Annotated in this window: 12 protein-coding genes; 11 read left to right on the top strand and 1 reads right to left on the bottom strand. The window is 38.3% G+C overall.

The window, feature by feature from the left end; all coding sequences use genetic code 11:
- The first annotated feature begins 9 nt into the window (after positions 1–9).
- The 9 genes from ylqF (at position 10) to BM057_RS03070 (ending at position 9955) form a co-directional block, all read left to right on the top strand.
- Positions 10–900 (top strand): ribosome biogenesis GTPase YlqF, encoded by an 891-nt coding sequence (ylqF, locus tag BM057_RS03110; protein ID WP_047389850.1) that lies wholly within the window; start codon positions 10–12, stop codon positions 898–900.
- The gene (locus tag BM057_RS03105) at positions 863–1660 is read left to right on the top strand and encodes a ribonuclease HII (RefSeq protein ID WP_245741784.1); all 798 of its coding nucleotides are present in this window, start codon (positions 863–865) and stop codon (positions 1658–1660) included. Before ylqF ends, BM057_RS03105 begins: the two co-directional genes overlap by 38 nt.
- A 212-nt stretch (positions 1661–1872) precedes the next feature.
- Positions 1873–2748: a DNA-processing protein DprA gene (gene dprA, locus BM057_RS03100; RefSeq protein ID WP_092091409.1), complete on the top strand. Its 876-nt coding sequence runs from the start codon at positions 1873–1875 to the stop codon at positions 2746–2748.
- A 257-nt stretch (positions 2749–3005) separates the two neighbouring features.
- Entirely contained in the window at positions 3006–5084 is a 2079-nt protein-coding gene (topA, locus tag BM057_RS03095) for a type I DNA topoisomerase (RefSeq protein WP_092091406.1), read from the top strand.
- 100 nt (positions 5085–5184) lie between these two features.
- Positions 5185–6102 (top strand): tyrosine recombinase XerC, encoded by a 918-nt coding sequence (xerC, locus tag BM057_RS03090; RefSeq protein WP_425439012.1) that lies wholly within the window; start codon positions 5185–5187, stop codon positions 6100–6102.
- A gap of 36 nt (positions 6103–6138) precedes the next feature.
- Complete coding sequence (hslV, locus tag BM057_RS03085; RefSeq protein ID WP_047389856.1) at positions 6139–6678, top strand: ATP-dependent protease subunit HslV; 540 nt, start codon at positions 6139–6141, stop codon at positions 6676–6678.
- A gap of 49 nt (positions 6679–6727) precedes the next feature.
- Positions 6728–8155 (top strand): ATP-dependent protease ATPase subunit HslU, encoded by a 1428-nt coding sequence (gene hslU, locus BM057_RS03080; protein WP_092091404.1) that lies wholly within the window; start codon positions 6728–6730, stop codon positions 8153–8155.
- A 24-nt stretch (positions 8156–8179) separates the two neighbouring features.
- On the top strand, positions 8180–8983 hold the full coding sequence (codY, locus tag BM057_RS03075; protein ID WP_047389858.1) for a GTP-sensing pleiotropic transcriptional regulator CodY: 804 nt from the start codon (positions 8180–8182) through the stop codon (positions 8981–8983).
- A gap of 153 nt (positions 8984–9136) precedes the next feature.
- Positions 9137–9955 carry an aldose 1-epimerase family protein gene (locus tag BM057_RS03070; RefSeq protein WP_245741783.1) on the top strand — a complete coding sequence of 273 codons (819 nt, stop codon included), beginning with the start codon at positions 9137–9139 and terminating at the stop codon, positions 9953–9955.
- Positions 9956–10046: 91 nt separating this feature from the next.
- Here the strand turns inward: BM057_RS03070 and plsY are convergent, their stop codons facing one another.
- Positions 10047–10673 carry a glycerol-3-phosphate 1-O-acyltransferase PlsY gene (gene plsY, locus BM057_RS03065; RefSeq protein WP_047389861.1) on the bottom strand — a complete coding sequence of 209 codons (627 nt, stop codon included), beginning with the start codon at positions 10671–10673 and terminating at the stop codon, positions 10047–10049.
- A 312-nt stretch (positions 10674–10985) separates the two neighbouring features.
- Here plsY and parE point away from each other — a divergent pair, with 312 nt between their 5' ends.
- Both parE and parC read left to right on the top strand, forming a co-directional pair.
- A complete protein-coding gene (gene parE, locus BM057_RS03060) occupies positions 10986–12983 on the top strand; it encodes a DNA topoisomerase IV subunit B (RefSeq protein ID WP_092091402.1) in 1998 nt (665 codons plus the stop codon).
- Positions 12973–15444 carry a DNA topoisomerase IV subunit A gene (parC, locus tag BM057_RS03055; RefSeq protein ID WP_092091399.1) on the top strand — a complete coding sequence of 824 codons (2472 nt, stop codon included), beginning with the start codon at positions 12973–12975 and terminating at the stop codon, positions 15442–15444. The genes parE and parC overlap by 11 nt, the downstream gene beginning before the upstream one ends.
- Positions 15445–15701: the final 257 nt, after the last annotated feature.

Genomic DNA, 15701 nt, shown 5'->3' with positions numbered 1-15701 from the left:
CGTGAACAAATGCCGATTCAATGGTACCCGGGACATATGGCGAAAGCCCGGAGAGAAGTAACAGAAAAATTAAAAATGGTGGATATTGTATTTGAACTGGTAGATGCTCGTATTCCAGCTTCAAGCAGAAATCCTATATTGGATGAGATCATTCAACAAAAGCCTCGCATATTGATTTTAAATAAAAGTGATCTAGCAGATAGCTATAAAACAAAACAATGGGTAACTTATTTTGAACAACAAGGAATTCCAGCTGTGCCTATCGTTGCTCAAGAGGGAAAAGGAATCAAAGAGATCACTCAAGTTGCAAAAAAATTAATGGAGCCTAAGTTTGAGCGTATGGCGGAAAAAGGAATGAAACCACGTGCGATTCGAGCGATGAGTATAGGTATCCCGAATGTCGGCAAATCTACCGTGATCAACCGATTGGTCAAAAAAAATATTGCAAAAACAGGGAACAAACCTGGCGTAACAAAAGCACAACAATGGTTAAAATTTGGCAAAGAAATCGAATTGCTAGATACCCCAGGAATCTTATGGCCAAAATTTGAAGATCCTTTAGTCGGAGAAAAATTAGCCTTAACTGGCGCAATCAAAGATTCGCTGCTCCATATGGATAATATCGCCCTGTATGGTATTAAAGAGCTCAAAGCGTCTTATCCTCATGCATTGATCGAGCGTTATGGATTATCAGAAGAGGACCTGACTTTAGACGATCCATCATTGTTGATGCTAATTTCTGAGAAACGTGGTTTTAAAGATGATTATGACCGTGCTAGTGAAATGATCGTCAATGAAATACGCAGTGGAAAATTGGGACGATTTACATTAGATGATGTACCAGCAAAAGAAGGGGCTTTAGATGACGAACGAACAACAAAAGAAAATGACAATAGCTGAAGTGAAGCAATTATTAGGAACTTTGACGGATCCATCAGATGCACATTTTTCACTCCTACGTTCGGATACGCGTAAAGGTGTGATCCAAGCTATTTCACAATGGGAAAAAAAACTGCAAAGAAAACAATTGGCTGAAGAACAGTTTCAAGAAAGATTACAGTATGAAAAAAAGATCTGGGATACTGGCAAAATGCATGTTGCTGGTATAGATGAAGTTGGGCGCGGTCCACTTGCTGGACCAGTTGTTGCGGCAGCTATCGTTTTACCGTCTGATTTTCATGTCCTTGGTGTGAATGACTCTAAACAGTTGTCAGCGGTCAAACGAGAGGAATTATTCCAAGAAATAAAAGAAGCAGCAATTGCTATCGGAATCGGAGTTGTCTCGGCAGGGGTTATTGACCAAATCAATATCTATGAAGCTTCTAAAAAAGCAATGATCCAAGCCGTTGAAGAGCTAACCATTACGCCAGATCATTTGCTCATTGATGCTATGCGTTTACCGCTGTCTATTCCTCAAGAAAAAATCATTAAAGGGGATGCACATAGCATTTCTATTGGTGCTGCCAGTATCATTGCAAAAGTCACGCGAGACAGAATGATGATGGATTATGACAAAGCTTATCCTGGTTATGGTTTTACCAAAAATGCCGGTTATGGAACAAAAGAACATTTAGCTGGATTAAAGCAACAAGGACCTTCTCCTATCCATCGCCTAAGTTTTGCTCCTGTGCGTGAAGCTCAGCACTCCTTATTGTTTTAGCCATTCCTATCAAAGACAAAAAAGAGTTGAGAGGATGTTCTCGACTCTTTTTTGTGATGGCTTTTTCTTTTTTGCACACATTTTTTATGCTAACAGCATCAAAACAGATTTGAAGACAATGTAAAGCAAAAGACAATCATTTAAAAAATGAAAATCCTTTTTCTTGCGTAAACTATTCTTTAGAAGAATATGTTTAAGAAAGAGGGCTTAATATGTTATTAGAAAATTTAAGAGAAGACATTTTTCACTTGGCGATGTGCAAAGGTGTACGCTCAGGCCAGCTTCTTCAGATGGTAGCGATTAAAATAGATGATCCTTACTGTTCATTGACAGATCTTTGTCAAAAAGCTGGTTTAACAAGGAAAAACCGTGAATTATTTATAAACAGTTATCAAATCTTTCCGCTTGAAGAGAAACTAAAAGAACATCAAGAAAAGCGCATTGGATGGCTAACGATTTTAGACCCAGCATATCCTCAGTATCTAAAACAGATCTATGATCCGCCAGTTATTTTATTTTATCAAGGACAGCTCTCTTTACTCCAAAATGATTTACTTTCTGTTGTCGGAGCAAGAGAGCATAGCACTTATGGGACCTCAGTTGTAAAAGCATTAGTCCCTGAGTTGGTCCAGAATCATCTGACGCTTGTCAGCGGATTAGCAAAAGGAATTGATCAACTCGTCCATCAGCAAACGATCGTTCATGCTGGTCATACGATTGCTGTGATCGGTACAGGATTGGATTGCTACTATCCATTTGAAAATCGTTCACTTCAAAAAGAAATCGCCCAACATCAGCTACTGCTTTCAGAATATCCAGCAGGAACCAAACCTAGAAGAGCGCATTTCCCAATGCGAAACCGAATTATTGCCGGTCTGTCTTTAGGCACACTTGTCATTGAAGCAAAGTACCGCAGCGGCAGTTTGATTACTGCTCAATCTGCTTTAAATGAGGGAAGAGAAGTATTTGCCATTCCAGGAGATATTTTCAATCCTTTTGCTGTTGGAACAAATGATCTCATTCAACATGGTGCAGTTTGTGTAACAACTGTAAATGACATTCTTCAAAATCTTTCAAAAGAAAGTTAAATCTACGAAAAAATAAAAAACTTTCGTTTGCTTAAATCATACACTCAGCGAACATGTGAGATAGCAAACAAACGTGCATTTTATCAGCTTCGGCACCGAATAAAGCGGCCTGTTTTTCAGTTCTTTTTCTAGCCATCAATAAAAAAAGAGAAAACAGAGCGGTTGACAAACCCTATTCAAATGGCATAATATGATTTACGATTCCGTCATTGAAAGAAAGAAGGACCAAAAAGCTCATTTGAAAGGGGCACTTTTTATTGGCTTATAAATATTTAGTAATTGTAGAATCTCCAGCCAAAGCAAAAACGATTGAAAAGTATTTAGGTAGAAATTACAAAGTAGTCGCAAGTTTAGGGCACATTCGTGATTTGCCAAAAAGTCGCATGGCAATCGATACAGAAAATGACTACCAACCAGACTATATCTCGATTAGAGGAAAAGGTCCATTAATTAAAGAATTAAAAAAATATGCAAAAAAAGCGGATAAAGTTTATTTGGCAGCCGACCCGGATAGAGAAGGGGAAGCCATCGCTTGGCATTTATGTTACTTGCTTGGACTCGATACCCAAGATAAAAATCGAGTTGTTTTTAATGAAATTACAAAAGAGGCTGTCAAAGGAGCCTTTAAAGAACCGCGTACGATCAACATGGATCTTGTTGATGCGCAACAAGCTAGACGGATTCTTGATCGATTGGTAGGATATACCATCAGTCCTATTTTATGGAAGAAAGTAAAAAAAGGTCTAAGTGCAGGTCGTGTACAATCAACTGCACTTAAGCTCGTTTGTGACCGTGAACAAGAAATCAAAGCTTTCAAACCAGAAGAATACTGGACGATCGACGGTAATTTCAAAAAAGGAACGAAAAAATTTAAAGCTTCATTTTACAAATTGAATGGAAAGAAAGCATCATTAAAAGATGCTCAGGCTGCTCAGCAAGTGCTGCAACAATTAGATGGTGATGAATTTGATGTCGTGAAAGTTTCTAAAAAAGAAAGAAAACGAAATCCTTCCCTGCCGTTCACCACAAGTTCTATGCAACAGGAAGCAGCACGCAAAATCAACTTTAAAACCCGTAAAACGATGATGATCGCTCAACAATTGTATGAAGGGATCTCACTTGGACGCGGTGGGTCAGTAGGTTTGATCACCTATATGAGAACGGACTCTACGCGAATCGCAGACAGTGCTAAAAAAGATGTGCATCAATATATTACCGATACATTTGGAGAAAATTTTGCAAATGCTGCTCCACGCAAAGGTAAAAAAGCTGAAAATGCGCAAGATGCCCATGAAGCGATACGGCCGTCCAGTGTGTTTAGAACGCCAGAAGAGATCAAACAATATTTGAGCAAAGATCAGTTTAAGCTATACCAATTGATTTGGTCCCGTTTTGTTGCCAGCCAAATGAAGCCGGCTGTTTTTGACACGATGACGGTTGACTTAGAACGAAACCAAGTTTTGTTTAGAGCAAATGGACAGAAATTAAAATTTGCCGGCTATCAAAAAGTTTATATAGAAGGAACAGATAACGGAAAAACAGAAAAAGAAAATATGCTGCCAGAAATGGAAAAAGGAGATACAGTAAAATCTGTTGACATTGAACCTAAACAGCACTTTACGCAGCCTCCAGCTCGTTTTTCAGAAGCCACGCTGATCCGTACGTTAGAAGAAAATGGTGTTGGAAGACCTTCAACGTATGCACCAACGATCGATACCATCCAAAGAAGATATTATGTCAAACTTCAAAGCAAGCGTTTTGAACCAACTGAATTGGGTGAGATCGTTAACCAAATGGTCAGTGATTTCTTCCCACAAATCGTTGATGTTCACTTTACTGCCGAAATGGAAAAAGACTTAGATGAAGTTGAAGCAGGTAAAGAAGATTGGGTCAAAGTTATCGACGAGTTTTACAAACCTTTTGAAAAAACGGTAGCCATCGCAGAAGAAAAAATGGAAAAAATCCAGATCAAAGATGAGCCAGCTGGTTTTGATTGTGATGTTTGCGGGCATCCAATGGTGATCAAAATGGGAAGATACGGTAAATTTTATGCTTGCAGCAATTTCCCTGAATGTCGTAATACTAAAGCAATCGTCAAAGAAATCGGCGTAACTTGCCCAACTTGCGGCAAAGGACAAGTGATTGAACGAAAATCTAAAAAGGGCCGAATTTTCTATGGCTGTGACCGCTATCCTGAATGTGAGTTCATTTCATGGGACAAACCAATTGGCCGTAACTGTCCTAAATGTGATCACTATTTGGTAGAGAAAAAAGCAAAAGGCGGAAAACAAGTGGTTTGCAGCAACTGTGAATATAAGGAAGCTGTTCAGAAATAAATAGAGTCAAACCCTTGAAGTGATGCACCTTTTAAGAATTGGTTAAACTTGGTCAAATGATTGTAATCCCTTTGCTGATATGATAAAGTTATTTTGTCGTATGAGTGGAGGGGTTTTTTTGAACAATCAAGAGTTGATGACTTTTTTCTTAAACTATCTTATTTCTGAACGTGATTATTCAATATTGACCAAAAAAGCATATGAAGAAGACATCTTATATTTTGCCTCTTTTTTAAAGCGCACAGGGGAAGAATCTTTTACAGCTGTTACTGTCCAAGATGTCCGTATTTATTTAGGAGAGCTGAATGAACAACAATTGAGCCGCAACTCTGTTTCTAGAAAAATTTCAAGTTTGCGGGCTTTTTATCAATTTTTATTAAGAAACCAAATCGTCGAAAGCAATCCATTTTCTTATGTCCAAATGAAAAAGAAAACGCTTCGTCTACCGAAGTTTTTCTATGAAAAAGAACTTGATGCATTATTTGAAGCTGTCGAGGGTGATTCTCCTTTAGACCATCGTAATGCTGCTTTGCTTGAGATTTTATATGGTACGGGTATTCGCGTTAGTGAATGTCGTAACATAGAAATGAATGATATTGATTTTGATATGAGTGTCCTGTTGATTCACGGTAAGGGAAATAAAGAACGCTATGTGCCATTTGGTCATTATGCAACAGAAGCGTTAAGAACTTACCTAGAAAAAGGACGTACACTATTGATGAAAAAGCACCATAAAGAACATCCTTTTTTATTTGTCAATCATTATGGTGATCCTATCACTTCTGCTGGTATTGAATATGTTTTGAATCAGATCATTAAGAAAAGCAGTTTGACTTCTGATATCCATCCTCATATGCTGCGGCACACGTTCGCTACGCACTTGTTGAATAATGGGGCTGATATGCGAACGGTACAAGAACTGCTTGGACATGCTAGTTTGTCTTCCACACAGATTTATGCGCATGTCACGAAAGAACATTTACAAAAAGATTACCGGCATTTTCATCCCCGTGCTTGAAACGGGAAAGACAAATAGCCGAATGGAGGAAAGAACATGACAGAATTTCATTCTACAACAATATTTGCTATCCAACATAATGGAAAAAGTGCAATGGCTGGAGACGGTCAAGTCACGATGGGTGAACAAGTGATTATGAAAGGCACCGCTAAGAAAGTACGCCGCATCTATAATGATGAAGTCATCGTAGGCTTTGCCGGTAGCGTGGCTGATGCTTTTACATTGGAAGAAAAATTTGAAGGTAAATTGAATCAATATAAAGGTAATTTGACACGAGCTGCAGTTGAACTCGCTCAAGAATGGCGCACAGACAGAGCCATGCAGAAGTTAGAAGCGTTATTGATCGTTATGAATAAAGACGAAATGTTGCTCGTTTCTGGTAATGGTGAGGTCATTCAACCAGATGATGGCATCCTCGCAATTGGTTCAGGCGGAAACTTCGCCTTATCAGCAGGTCGTGCCCTTAAAAGACATGGTGAAAATTTGTCAGCAACTCAAATTGCTAGAGAAAGTTTAGAAATTGCTGCTGATATTTGCGTATTCACTAACCACAACATCATCGTAGAGGAATTTTAAAAGATTTATTGGAAAGTTTTTCTCAAAGTATAAACAAGGACGTGAAAAGATGAAAACTCAAGGAAATATGAAACCAAGAGAAATCGTTTCGGAATTAGACAAATATATCATCGGACAGGACGCAGCTAAAAAATCTGTTGCCGTGGCCCTTAGAAATCGGTATCGCCGGTTGCAGCTCGATGATGAAATGCAAGAAGAGATCACACCAAAAAATATTTTGATGATTGGACCAACTGGTGTAGGGAAAACAGAAATTGCGCGTCGTTTGGCAACGATCGTTCACTCACCTTTTATAAAGGTCGAAGCAACAAAATTTACTGAAGTTGGTTACATCGGTCGTGATGTAGAATCCATGGTCAGAGACCTAGTAGAATCTGCCATTCAATTGGTTAAAAAACAGCAATACGCTCGTGTTTATACACAAGCTGAGAAAAAAGCGATCGATCGCGTCGCTAAGATTTTAATACCAGGCATCAAAAAAGAAAAAAGACAAAGTAATGCGGCAAATAACCCATTTGGCGCAATGTTCCAAAATATGGGGATCAACCCTAATCAATTGTCGGGCGAAGAACCAGAAGAGGAAGAAGAAGTGACAGCTGAAATTTCAGCTGACCGTGATCGAATCAAACAACAGATTCGTGATGGACTTCTAGATAACCGGGAAGTAACGATCAAAGTCGTTGAACAGAAGAAACCTGTAAACACTCCTATGAATGCGGGTATGGAACAGATGGGAATCGATTTATCTGAAACATTAGGGGCTTTGTCTCCTAAGAAAAAAGTTGAGCGGAACGTTACAGTCAGAGAAGCGATTGATGTGTTTGTCCAAGAAGAATCTGAAAAATTAGTAAATAACGAAGACATTCATGCAGAAGCTCTTGATCTAGCTCAAAGTGCCGGCATTATTTTTATCGACGAAATCGACAAAATCACTTCTAAAGGACAAAATGATGGGACAGTTTCTCGTGAAGGGGTACAAAGAGATATCTTGCCAATCGTTGAAGGTTCTCAAGTCAATACAAAATATGGTTCAATCCATACAGATCATATCTTATTCATTGCCTCAGGAGCTTTCCATGTGTCTAAACCAAGCGACTTGATTCCAGAGCTGCAAGGACGGTTCCCGATTCGTGTTGAATTAGAAGATTTGACAAAAGATGACTTTGTCAAGATCTTAACTGAGCCAAATAACGCCTTGATCAAACAATACCGTGAAATGCTCAAAACTGAAAACATTGATATGACCTTTACGTATGAATCGATTGAACGAATCGCAGAGATTGCGTATGAAGTGAATAGCGAGACAGATAACATTGGTGCTCGACGCTTACACACGATCTTAGAAAAAGTTCTAGAAGATCTGCTATTCGAAGCACCTGATATGCAAATGGGTGAAATCACCATTACAGAAAATTATGTAGACGACAAATTGAAGCACATTGCTTCTGATAAAGACTTAAGTCGCTATATTCTTTAGGAATAAGCAGGTTGGAGGAAAAAGATGAATGAAGGTTTGCTTGAAAAAATAAGAAAAATGAATCGAGTACTACAAACCTCTGGCGGGATCGTTGAAACAAATCTTGAAGTGGAAGATTTGCCTTTCACAGAAATGATGAATATCTTAGGAGATATTTTGAATGCCAATACCTATTTGATTGATGCGACTGGCAAGTTGCTTGGTTATTACGAAAAGCATCATATCAATAATGAACGAGTCAAGCAAATGCTGAACAATAAACAATTTCCTGCTGCTTATGCTTCTAGTATGCTGGAGATTACTCGTACTTCTTCAAATATCGGTATTGAAAGTGAATATACAGTTTTCCCAACTGAATCACGCGACTTATTTGCCAATGGATTGACGACGATTATTCCGATATTCGCAGCTGGTGACAGACTGGGTACATTGTTGCTGGCTCGAATGGAACCTGAATTCAATAATGATGACTTGATCTTAGCAGAACACGCTTCTGCTTTGACTGGCATCGAAGTATTAAATAAGAAAAATAATGAGATCGAAAAAGCGACTCGAGATGAAGCTATGATCAATATGGCTTTAAATACCCTCTCCTATAGTGAATTAAAGGCTTTAAAAGCTGTTTTTGAACAATTAGACGGGTTAGAAGGCAGGTTAACGGCCTCTAATGTAGCTGATCGTATAGGTGTCACTCGTTCTGTCATTGTAAATGCTTTAAGAAAAATAGAATCAGCCGGTATTGTTGAATCGCGTTCTTTAGGAATGAAAGGAACCTTTATTCATATCAATAATCCTAACATCTTAAAAGCTTTAGGGATCGACAGATAACAACACGCTTATTTTCCCAAAATGGGTTTCACAAGCAATTTAAAATTTTTGTGGAGCCTGTTTTTTTATTTGAACGCTCAAAGGAGGATCATGATGGCAATTTATCTTAAATCAGACCAATTAACTGTGACCATTACGGAACAAGGTGCTTAATTGACTAGTATCAAGCATCGTAAAACAGGAATAGAGTACTTATGGCAAGGAGACCCTGACTATTGGGGCCGACATGCTCCTGTTTTATTCCCCATTGTGGGTCGTTTAAAAAATAACCAATATACTTATCAAGGAAAGACCTATTCACTCAATCAGCATGGTTTTGCTCGCGATCAAGTCTTTCAAGTCGTATCGCAAAATGAAAATGAAGCCACGCTCCAACTAACAGCGACAGAAGAAACAAAAAGCCGTTATCCATTTGATTTTTCTTTGCTGATTCGATATGTTGTGTCTGAAAATTCAGTACAAGTAACCTATGCAGTGGAAAATCGTGACACAGAAGAAAAGATGTACTTCTCGATCGGAGCGCATCCAGGATTCAATGTGCCATTAACTGATACGACTTCTTTTGAAGATTATTACCTTAGTTTCCTGCCAAGAGAAACTAGAAAGTTGATTCCATTAGAAGGTCTCTTTGTTGATACAGCTAATAAAACCATCGGACAAACAAATACACCGATGGCCTTATCCAGAAAACTTTTTGAACACGATGCTTTGATTTACGAAACAGCTGGCACAAATACATTCTCGATCGAGTCAGATAAGACAACACACAAAGTAAGTGTCACATTCGAAGATTTTCCTTATACCGGAATTTGGTCTGTTGCCCAAAAAGAAGCTCCTTTTGTATGTATCGAGCCTTGGTTCGGCATTGCAGATACCACCGATGCAAGCGGGAAATTAGAAGAGAAAACCGGGATTCAGAGTTTAGAGCCTCAACAAAATTTTGAAGCTCATTATCAAATTACTGTTGATTGATGGAAGTGAATGATTGAATTGCTGATCAATTATGGGTAAACAAAAACACTTTAAAGGTTTGAACCCTTAAAGTGTTTTTTCATTGTTCTTTTTATTTATTCTCTTTTTTATAACCGTATCCGAAAGGCACTTTGCTTTCTGTTCCATTTTTGATGCGCTGAATATTGGCTCGATGACGATAAATGATAAAGATAGCCAAAACAAAGGCAATCAGCGTGAGGATCCAATCATGGATAAACAATGTCGTGATCGCAATTAAAACAAGGGATAACATGCTTGAAAAGCTCACCATTCTAGAAAAGTATAAAATCACCAAAAATAAGGCTGCACAGAACAGGAAAAATGGCGGGTTATAAGCCAACAGAACACCTGCACTAGTTGCAACAGCTTTTCCACCCTTAAACTGAGCAAAGATAGGATAAGTATGTCCTAAAATAGCGCCTAATCCAACCACCATTGGATTTAGACTAGAATGAAAAAAATAAGGCAAACTAGCTGCTAAAGTTCCTTTTAAAACATCGGCTAATAGTACAGCAATCCCTGCTTTGACACCAAGGACGCGAAAGGTGTTCGTCGTACCTGTATTTCCGCTACCATGTTTACGAATGTCTGTATGGTAGAATTTTTTTCCGATCCATACACCTGAAGGGATCGAACCGAGAAAATAAGAAAGAACAAATAGAATAATCGATGTCACGAAATCTTTTCTCTCCTTCATTGAACCGTTTCTTTTGACGTCTTATTTTAACACTTATTTGTTGTAATTGCTATCTTCTCAGGGAAATATAGTGTAATTCATTGGATTGTTTGCTATAATAAAGGGAACACTTATTCGCATCGCCAGACTGATTTTTAGAGGAAAGTCCTTTTTGATTCAATTGTTTGTCACCTCATCATTCTTTAAAGCAGTCTGCGACTGTTTTATTTTTCTTTTTTTTTAAAAGAGATTAGCGTATGATAGAATAGGTGTTTCTCGGGAAAGATGACAGAAACGATAATACAGTAAAATGGTATAAGGAGTTTTGCAAGTATGCCAAAGAAAAAATATGAATATAATGATGCTTCTATCCAAGTTCTAGAAGGATTAGAAGCAGTGAGAAAAAGACCTGGTATGTATATTGGGTCTACAGATACACGTGGTTTGCATCACCTTGTTTATGAAATCGTCGATAACTCAGTAGATGAAATTTTATCCGGTTTCGGTAATGAGATCACTGTGACGATCCACAAAGACAATAGCATCTCTGTCCGCGACAATGGGCGAGGAATGCCAGTTGGTATGCATGCTTCAGGAATTCCAACGATTCAAGTTATTTTTACCGTTTTGCATGCCGGTGGTAAATTCGGTCAAGGCGGATATAAAACATCAGGCGGACTGCATGGTGTAGGAGCCAGTGTGGTTAATGCCTTGTCTGAAAAGCTGTCCGTTTCCGTTATTCGAGACGGTTTTAAATATACTCAGCAATTTATAAATGGCGGAAAACCAAAAGGCGGTTTAAAAAAAGAAAAGACAAGCAGTAAGAAAAATGGTACGCTCGTTCACTTTAAACCTGACCAAACCATCTTCTCTACCTCTCAATTCTCTTATGATACGTTATCTGAACGTTTAAGAGAATCTGCTTTTCTATTAAAAGATGTTCGAATCGAGTTGATCGATGAACGAACAGACAAATCGGATGTTTTTCACTATGAAGAAGGAATCAAAGAATTTGTTGACTATTTGAATGAAGACAAAGATACGTTAATACCTGTTGCCTATTTTTCAGGATCCAACAATGGCATCGAAGTTGAATTTGCTTTTCAATATAATGACGGCTATTCAGAAAATGTGTTGTCATTTGTGAATAATGTGCGGACAAAAGATGGCGGGACACATGAGGCAGGGATGAAAACCTCTATGACGAAATCTTTTAACGAATATGCCCGTAAAGTCAATTTGTTGAAAGAAAAAGATAAAAACCTAGAAGGCAGCGATGTACGTGAAGGGCTGACGGCTATCATCTCTGTGCGGATCCCTGAAGATCAATTGCAATTTGAAGGCCAAACGAAAAGTAAATTAGGGACTCCTCAAGCTCGCTCAGCAGTAGATAATGTGCTAGGAGAAAAACTGAGCTATTATTTAATTGAAAATGGCGATCAGAGCCGGCAACTGGTACGTAAATCGATCAAAGCGAGAGAAGCTAGAAATGCTGCGCGAAAAGCACGCGATGAAAGCCGTAACGGCAAGAAACGCCGCAAAGGAGAATCTTTGTTGTCAGGAAAGCTAACACCTGCTCAAAGTAAAAATGCAAAGAAAAATGAATTATATCTGGTAGAAGGAGATTCTGCTGGCGGTTCAGCAAAACAAGGACGAGACCGCAAGTTTCAAGCCATCTTGCCTTTGCGAGGGAAAGTCATCAATACGGAAAAAGCCAATATTCAAGACATTTTAAAAAATGAAGAAATCAACACCATGATCTATACGATCGGTGCCGGTGTGGGACCTGAATTTGACTTGAATGATTGCAACTATGACAAAATCATTATTATGACTGATGCAGATACAGACGGTGCTCATATTCAAGTTCTACTCTTAACTTTCTTTTATCGGTATATGAAACCATTGATTGAAGCTGGCAAAATTTATTTAGCTTTGCCGCCTTTATATAAACTATCAAGAGGCAGCGGAAAAAAAGAAAAAATCACCTATGCTTGGACCGATGAAGAATTAGCAAAAGTGTCTAAAACGTTTGGGAAAAATTATACGTTGCAACGCTATAAAGGGTTAGGGGAAATGAATGCAGAACAATTATGGGAAACAACGATGGACCCAGAGACAAGAACATTGATCCGTGTGCGCATCGATGATGCAGCTCAAGCAGAACGCCGTGTTTCTGTTTTGATGGGGAACAAAGTTGAACCTAGAAGAAAGTGGATCGAATCTCATGTAGAATTCTCGCTTGAAGAAGATGGTAGTATTTTAGAAAACAGCCAAATCATGAACGATTCTGAATTAGTGAACGAAGGAAGTGCAATCAGTGGAGAATAGAGCTGAAATTCAAGAATTAACATTAGAAGAAGTGATGGGGGATCGCTTTGGACGTTATTCGAAATATATTATCCAAGAGCGAGCACTCCCAGATATCCGCGATGGTTTGAAACCAGTTCAAAGACGTATTTTATTCGCCATGAACCAAGATGGAAATACGGCAGACAAGGGATTTCGTAAATCAGCTAAAACAGTCGGAAATGTCATCGGGAATTATCACCCACATGGCGATTCAAGTGTGTACGAAGCGATGGTCCGTTTAAGCCAAGACTGGAAACAACGTGAAGCGCTGATTGAAATGCATGGAAACAACGGAAGTATGGATGGAGATCCACCAGCAGCCATGCGTTATACAGAAGCCAGATTATCGCCAATTTCAGCAGAGTTGTTAAAAGATATTGAAAAAGAAACGGTCGACTTCGTTCTAAACTTCGATGATACGACAGAAGAGCCTATGGTTTTACCAGCCGGTTATCCCAATCTTTTGGTAAATGGTGCCACAGGCATCTCGGCTGGTTATGCAACAGATATCCCGACACACAACCTTGGGGAAGTGATTGATGCGACTGTGTACTTAGTTGACCACCCTGAGGCTGAATTGCCCAAATTGATGCAGTTTATCAAAGGACCGGATTTTCCTACAGGTGGGATTATTCAAGGTCTAGAAGGCATCAAAAAAGCTTATCGATCAGGAAAAGGAAAAATTATTGTTCGTTCGAAAACAGAGATCGAAGACTTGCGCGGCGGGAAACAGCAAATTGCTATTTCTGAGATTCCGTATGAAGTGAATAAAGCTGCATTGGTACGTAAGATGGATGAAGTCCGCTTAAACAAGAAAATTGAAGGTATTGCTGAAGTAAGAGATGAAACAGACCGCAATGGACTTCGCATCGTGATTGAACTGAAAAAAGAAGTGAATGCAGAAGGAATTTTAACGTATTTACTAAAAAATACTGATCTGCAGATCACTTACAACTTCAATATGGTTGCGATCGATGATAAGCGTCCTACATTAGTAGGTTTAAAACAGATGATCACCGCTTATTTAGAACATAAAACAGATATCGTCACAAGAAGAACCAAATATAATTTGCGTAAAGCCAATCATAGACAAGAAATCGTAGATGGTTTGATCAAAGCAATCTCTATATTAGATGATGTGATCAAAACGATCAGAGAAAGCAAAGATAAAAAGAATGCTAAGCAAAATATTATGACTGCCTTTGGTTTTACTGAAATTCAAGCGGAAGCGATCGTCTCTTTACAACTGTATCGTTTGACCAATACCGATATTACTGCTTTACAGAAAGAAGCAGAAGAGTTGAAAAAGCAGATCAAGAAGTACCATAAGATTCTAACTGATCCTTCTGAAATGGGGAAAGTCATTAAAAAAGAATTGAATGACGTGAAAAAAAGATATGCTAAACCCAGAATGACAGTGATCGAAGAAGAAATCGAGGAATTAAAAGTAGAAAAAGAAGTTTTAGTTCCAGAGGAAGATACAGTGGTATCTGTAACGAGTGAAGGCTATATCAAACGGACGAGTCTAAGATCTTACAGCGCCTCGCCTGCTGAAGAAATTGGATTAAAAGAAGGCGACTATCAAATTTTTGTACAGCAGATGACGACATTGGAACATGTCTTGATGTTTACAAACAAAGGGAATTTGATTTATCGGCCTGTTCATGAAATCACCGACTTAAGATGGAAAGATATGGGTGAACACTTATCTCAAACTGTGCGCTTAGAGACAGATGAAAGAGTATTGAAAGTATTTGGATTAGCAGAGTTTTCAGACAATGATGCTTTTGTGTTGATGACCCAAGAAGGGTATATCAAACAATCAGCTGCCGACCAATTTACTCCCACAAGAAGTTATAAAACCAAAAGCTCTGTCGCCATTAAATTAAAGACAGATACCGACCGAGTGCTCAATGTCATCAAAACTAATCCAAATGAAAAACAAGATATTTTCCTTGTATCTTATTTAGGTTTCGGGCTTAGATATGCTCTAGAGGAAGTACCAGTAGTTGGCGCTAAAGCTGCAGGTGTAAAGGCAATGAATTTGAAAAAAGAGGACCGTGTGATCAACGGCGCATTATTCAATACGTCTTCTGAAAAAGCTGAAGTGATGCTGCTGACTGAACGCGGAACCATTAAAAAAATGGATCTTAAAGCGTTTGATGTCTTGAGCAGAGCCAAACGAGGTTTACAAGTCTTAAGAGAACTGAAAAAGAATGCCCACCGTGTAGCTGATTTGATCGATGTACAGGAAAGCAATGAAAATACTTTTACGATCATGACCGATCAACAAAAAGAAATTTCTTTTGTGCCGAAAAAATTTGCGATTAGTGATCGCTACAGTAATGGATCCTTTATCCTAGATGAAAAAACAGATGGAAAACCAGTAAATATTAGAAAAGACGATCTTGTCTACATTGATCAAGAGGAAGAACATTAGTCAAAAAAAGAAGCTGACGCTTAATAGCGAACTCAGCTTCTTTTTTTGTCTTTTGATACCAAAGAAAGGATCAACTAGTTTCGTTATCAAAAAAGTTTTATTGTTCACAAGTGTTTCCTTATATTCTTTATTTAATTTTTTTATACTTAAATGTAATCGCAAACAAATTGATTATAAAAAGCTTTTAGATAAATGTAATGAAAGGATTGTCTTTAAAAAAATATGTGCTATAATGAGCATGTGAAAGCAATTACAAT

It is taken from the genome of Pisciglobus halotolerans, from assembly GCF_900113675.1.
GTDB classification, from domain to species: Bacteria; Bacillota; Bacilli; order Lactobacillales; family Carnobacteriaceae; genus Pisciglobus; species Pisciglobus halotolerans.
The sequence above is the reverse complement of the archived record's forward strand: the minus strand, read 5'-3'. Positions and strand labels throughout refer to the sequence as shown.

What these genes read in the sequence shown, in the direction of transcription:
- ylqF (WP_047389850.1), top strand. Translation starts at nt 10, where the DNA reads ATGCCGATTCAATGGTACCCGGGACATATGGCGAAAGCCCGGAGAGAA.
- BM057_RS03105 (WP_245741784.1), top strand. Translation starts at nt 863, where the DNA reads ATGACGAACGAACAACAAAAGAAAATGACAATAGCTGAAGTGAAGCAA.
- dprA (WP_092091409.1), top strand. Translation starts at nt 1,873, where the DNA reads ATGTTATTAGAAAATTTAAGAGAAGACATTTTTCACTTGGCGATGTGC.
- xerC (WP_425439012.1), top strand. Translation starts at nt 5,185, where the DNA reads ATGAGTGGAGGGGTTTTTTTGAACAATCAAGAGTTGATGACTTTTTTC.
- hslV (WP_047389856.1), top strand. Translation starts at nt 6,139, where the DNA reads ATGACAGAATTTCATTCTACAACAATATTTGCTATCCAACATAATGGA.
- hslU (WP_092091404.1), top strand. Translation starts at nt 6,728, where the DNA reads ATGAAAACTCAAGGAAATATGAAACCAAGAGAAATCGTTTCGGAATTA.
- codY (WP_047389858.1), top strand. Translation starts at nt 8,180, where the DNA reads ATGAATGAAGGTTTGCTTGAAAAAATAAGAAAAATGAATCGAGTACTA.
- plsY (WP_047389861.1), bottom strand. Translation starts at nt 10,673, where the DNA reads ATGAAGGAGAGAAAAGATTTCGTGACATCGATTATTCTATTTGTTCTT.
- parE (WP_092091402.1), top strand. Translation starts at nt 10,986, where the DNA reads ATGCCAAAGAAAAAATATGAATATAATGATGCTTCTATCCAAGTTCTA.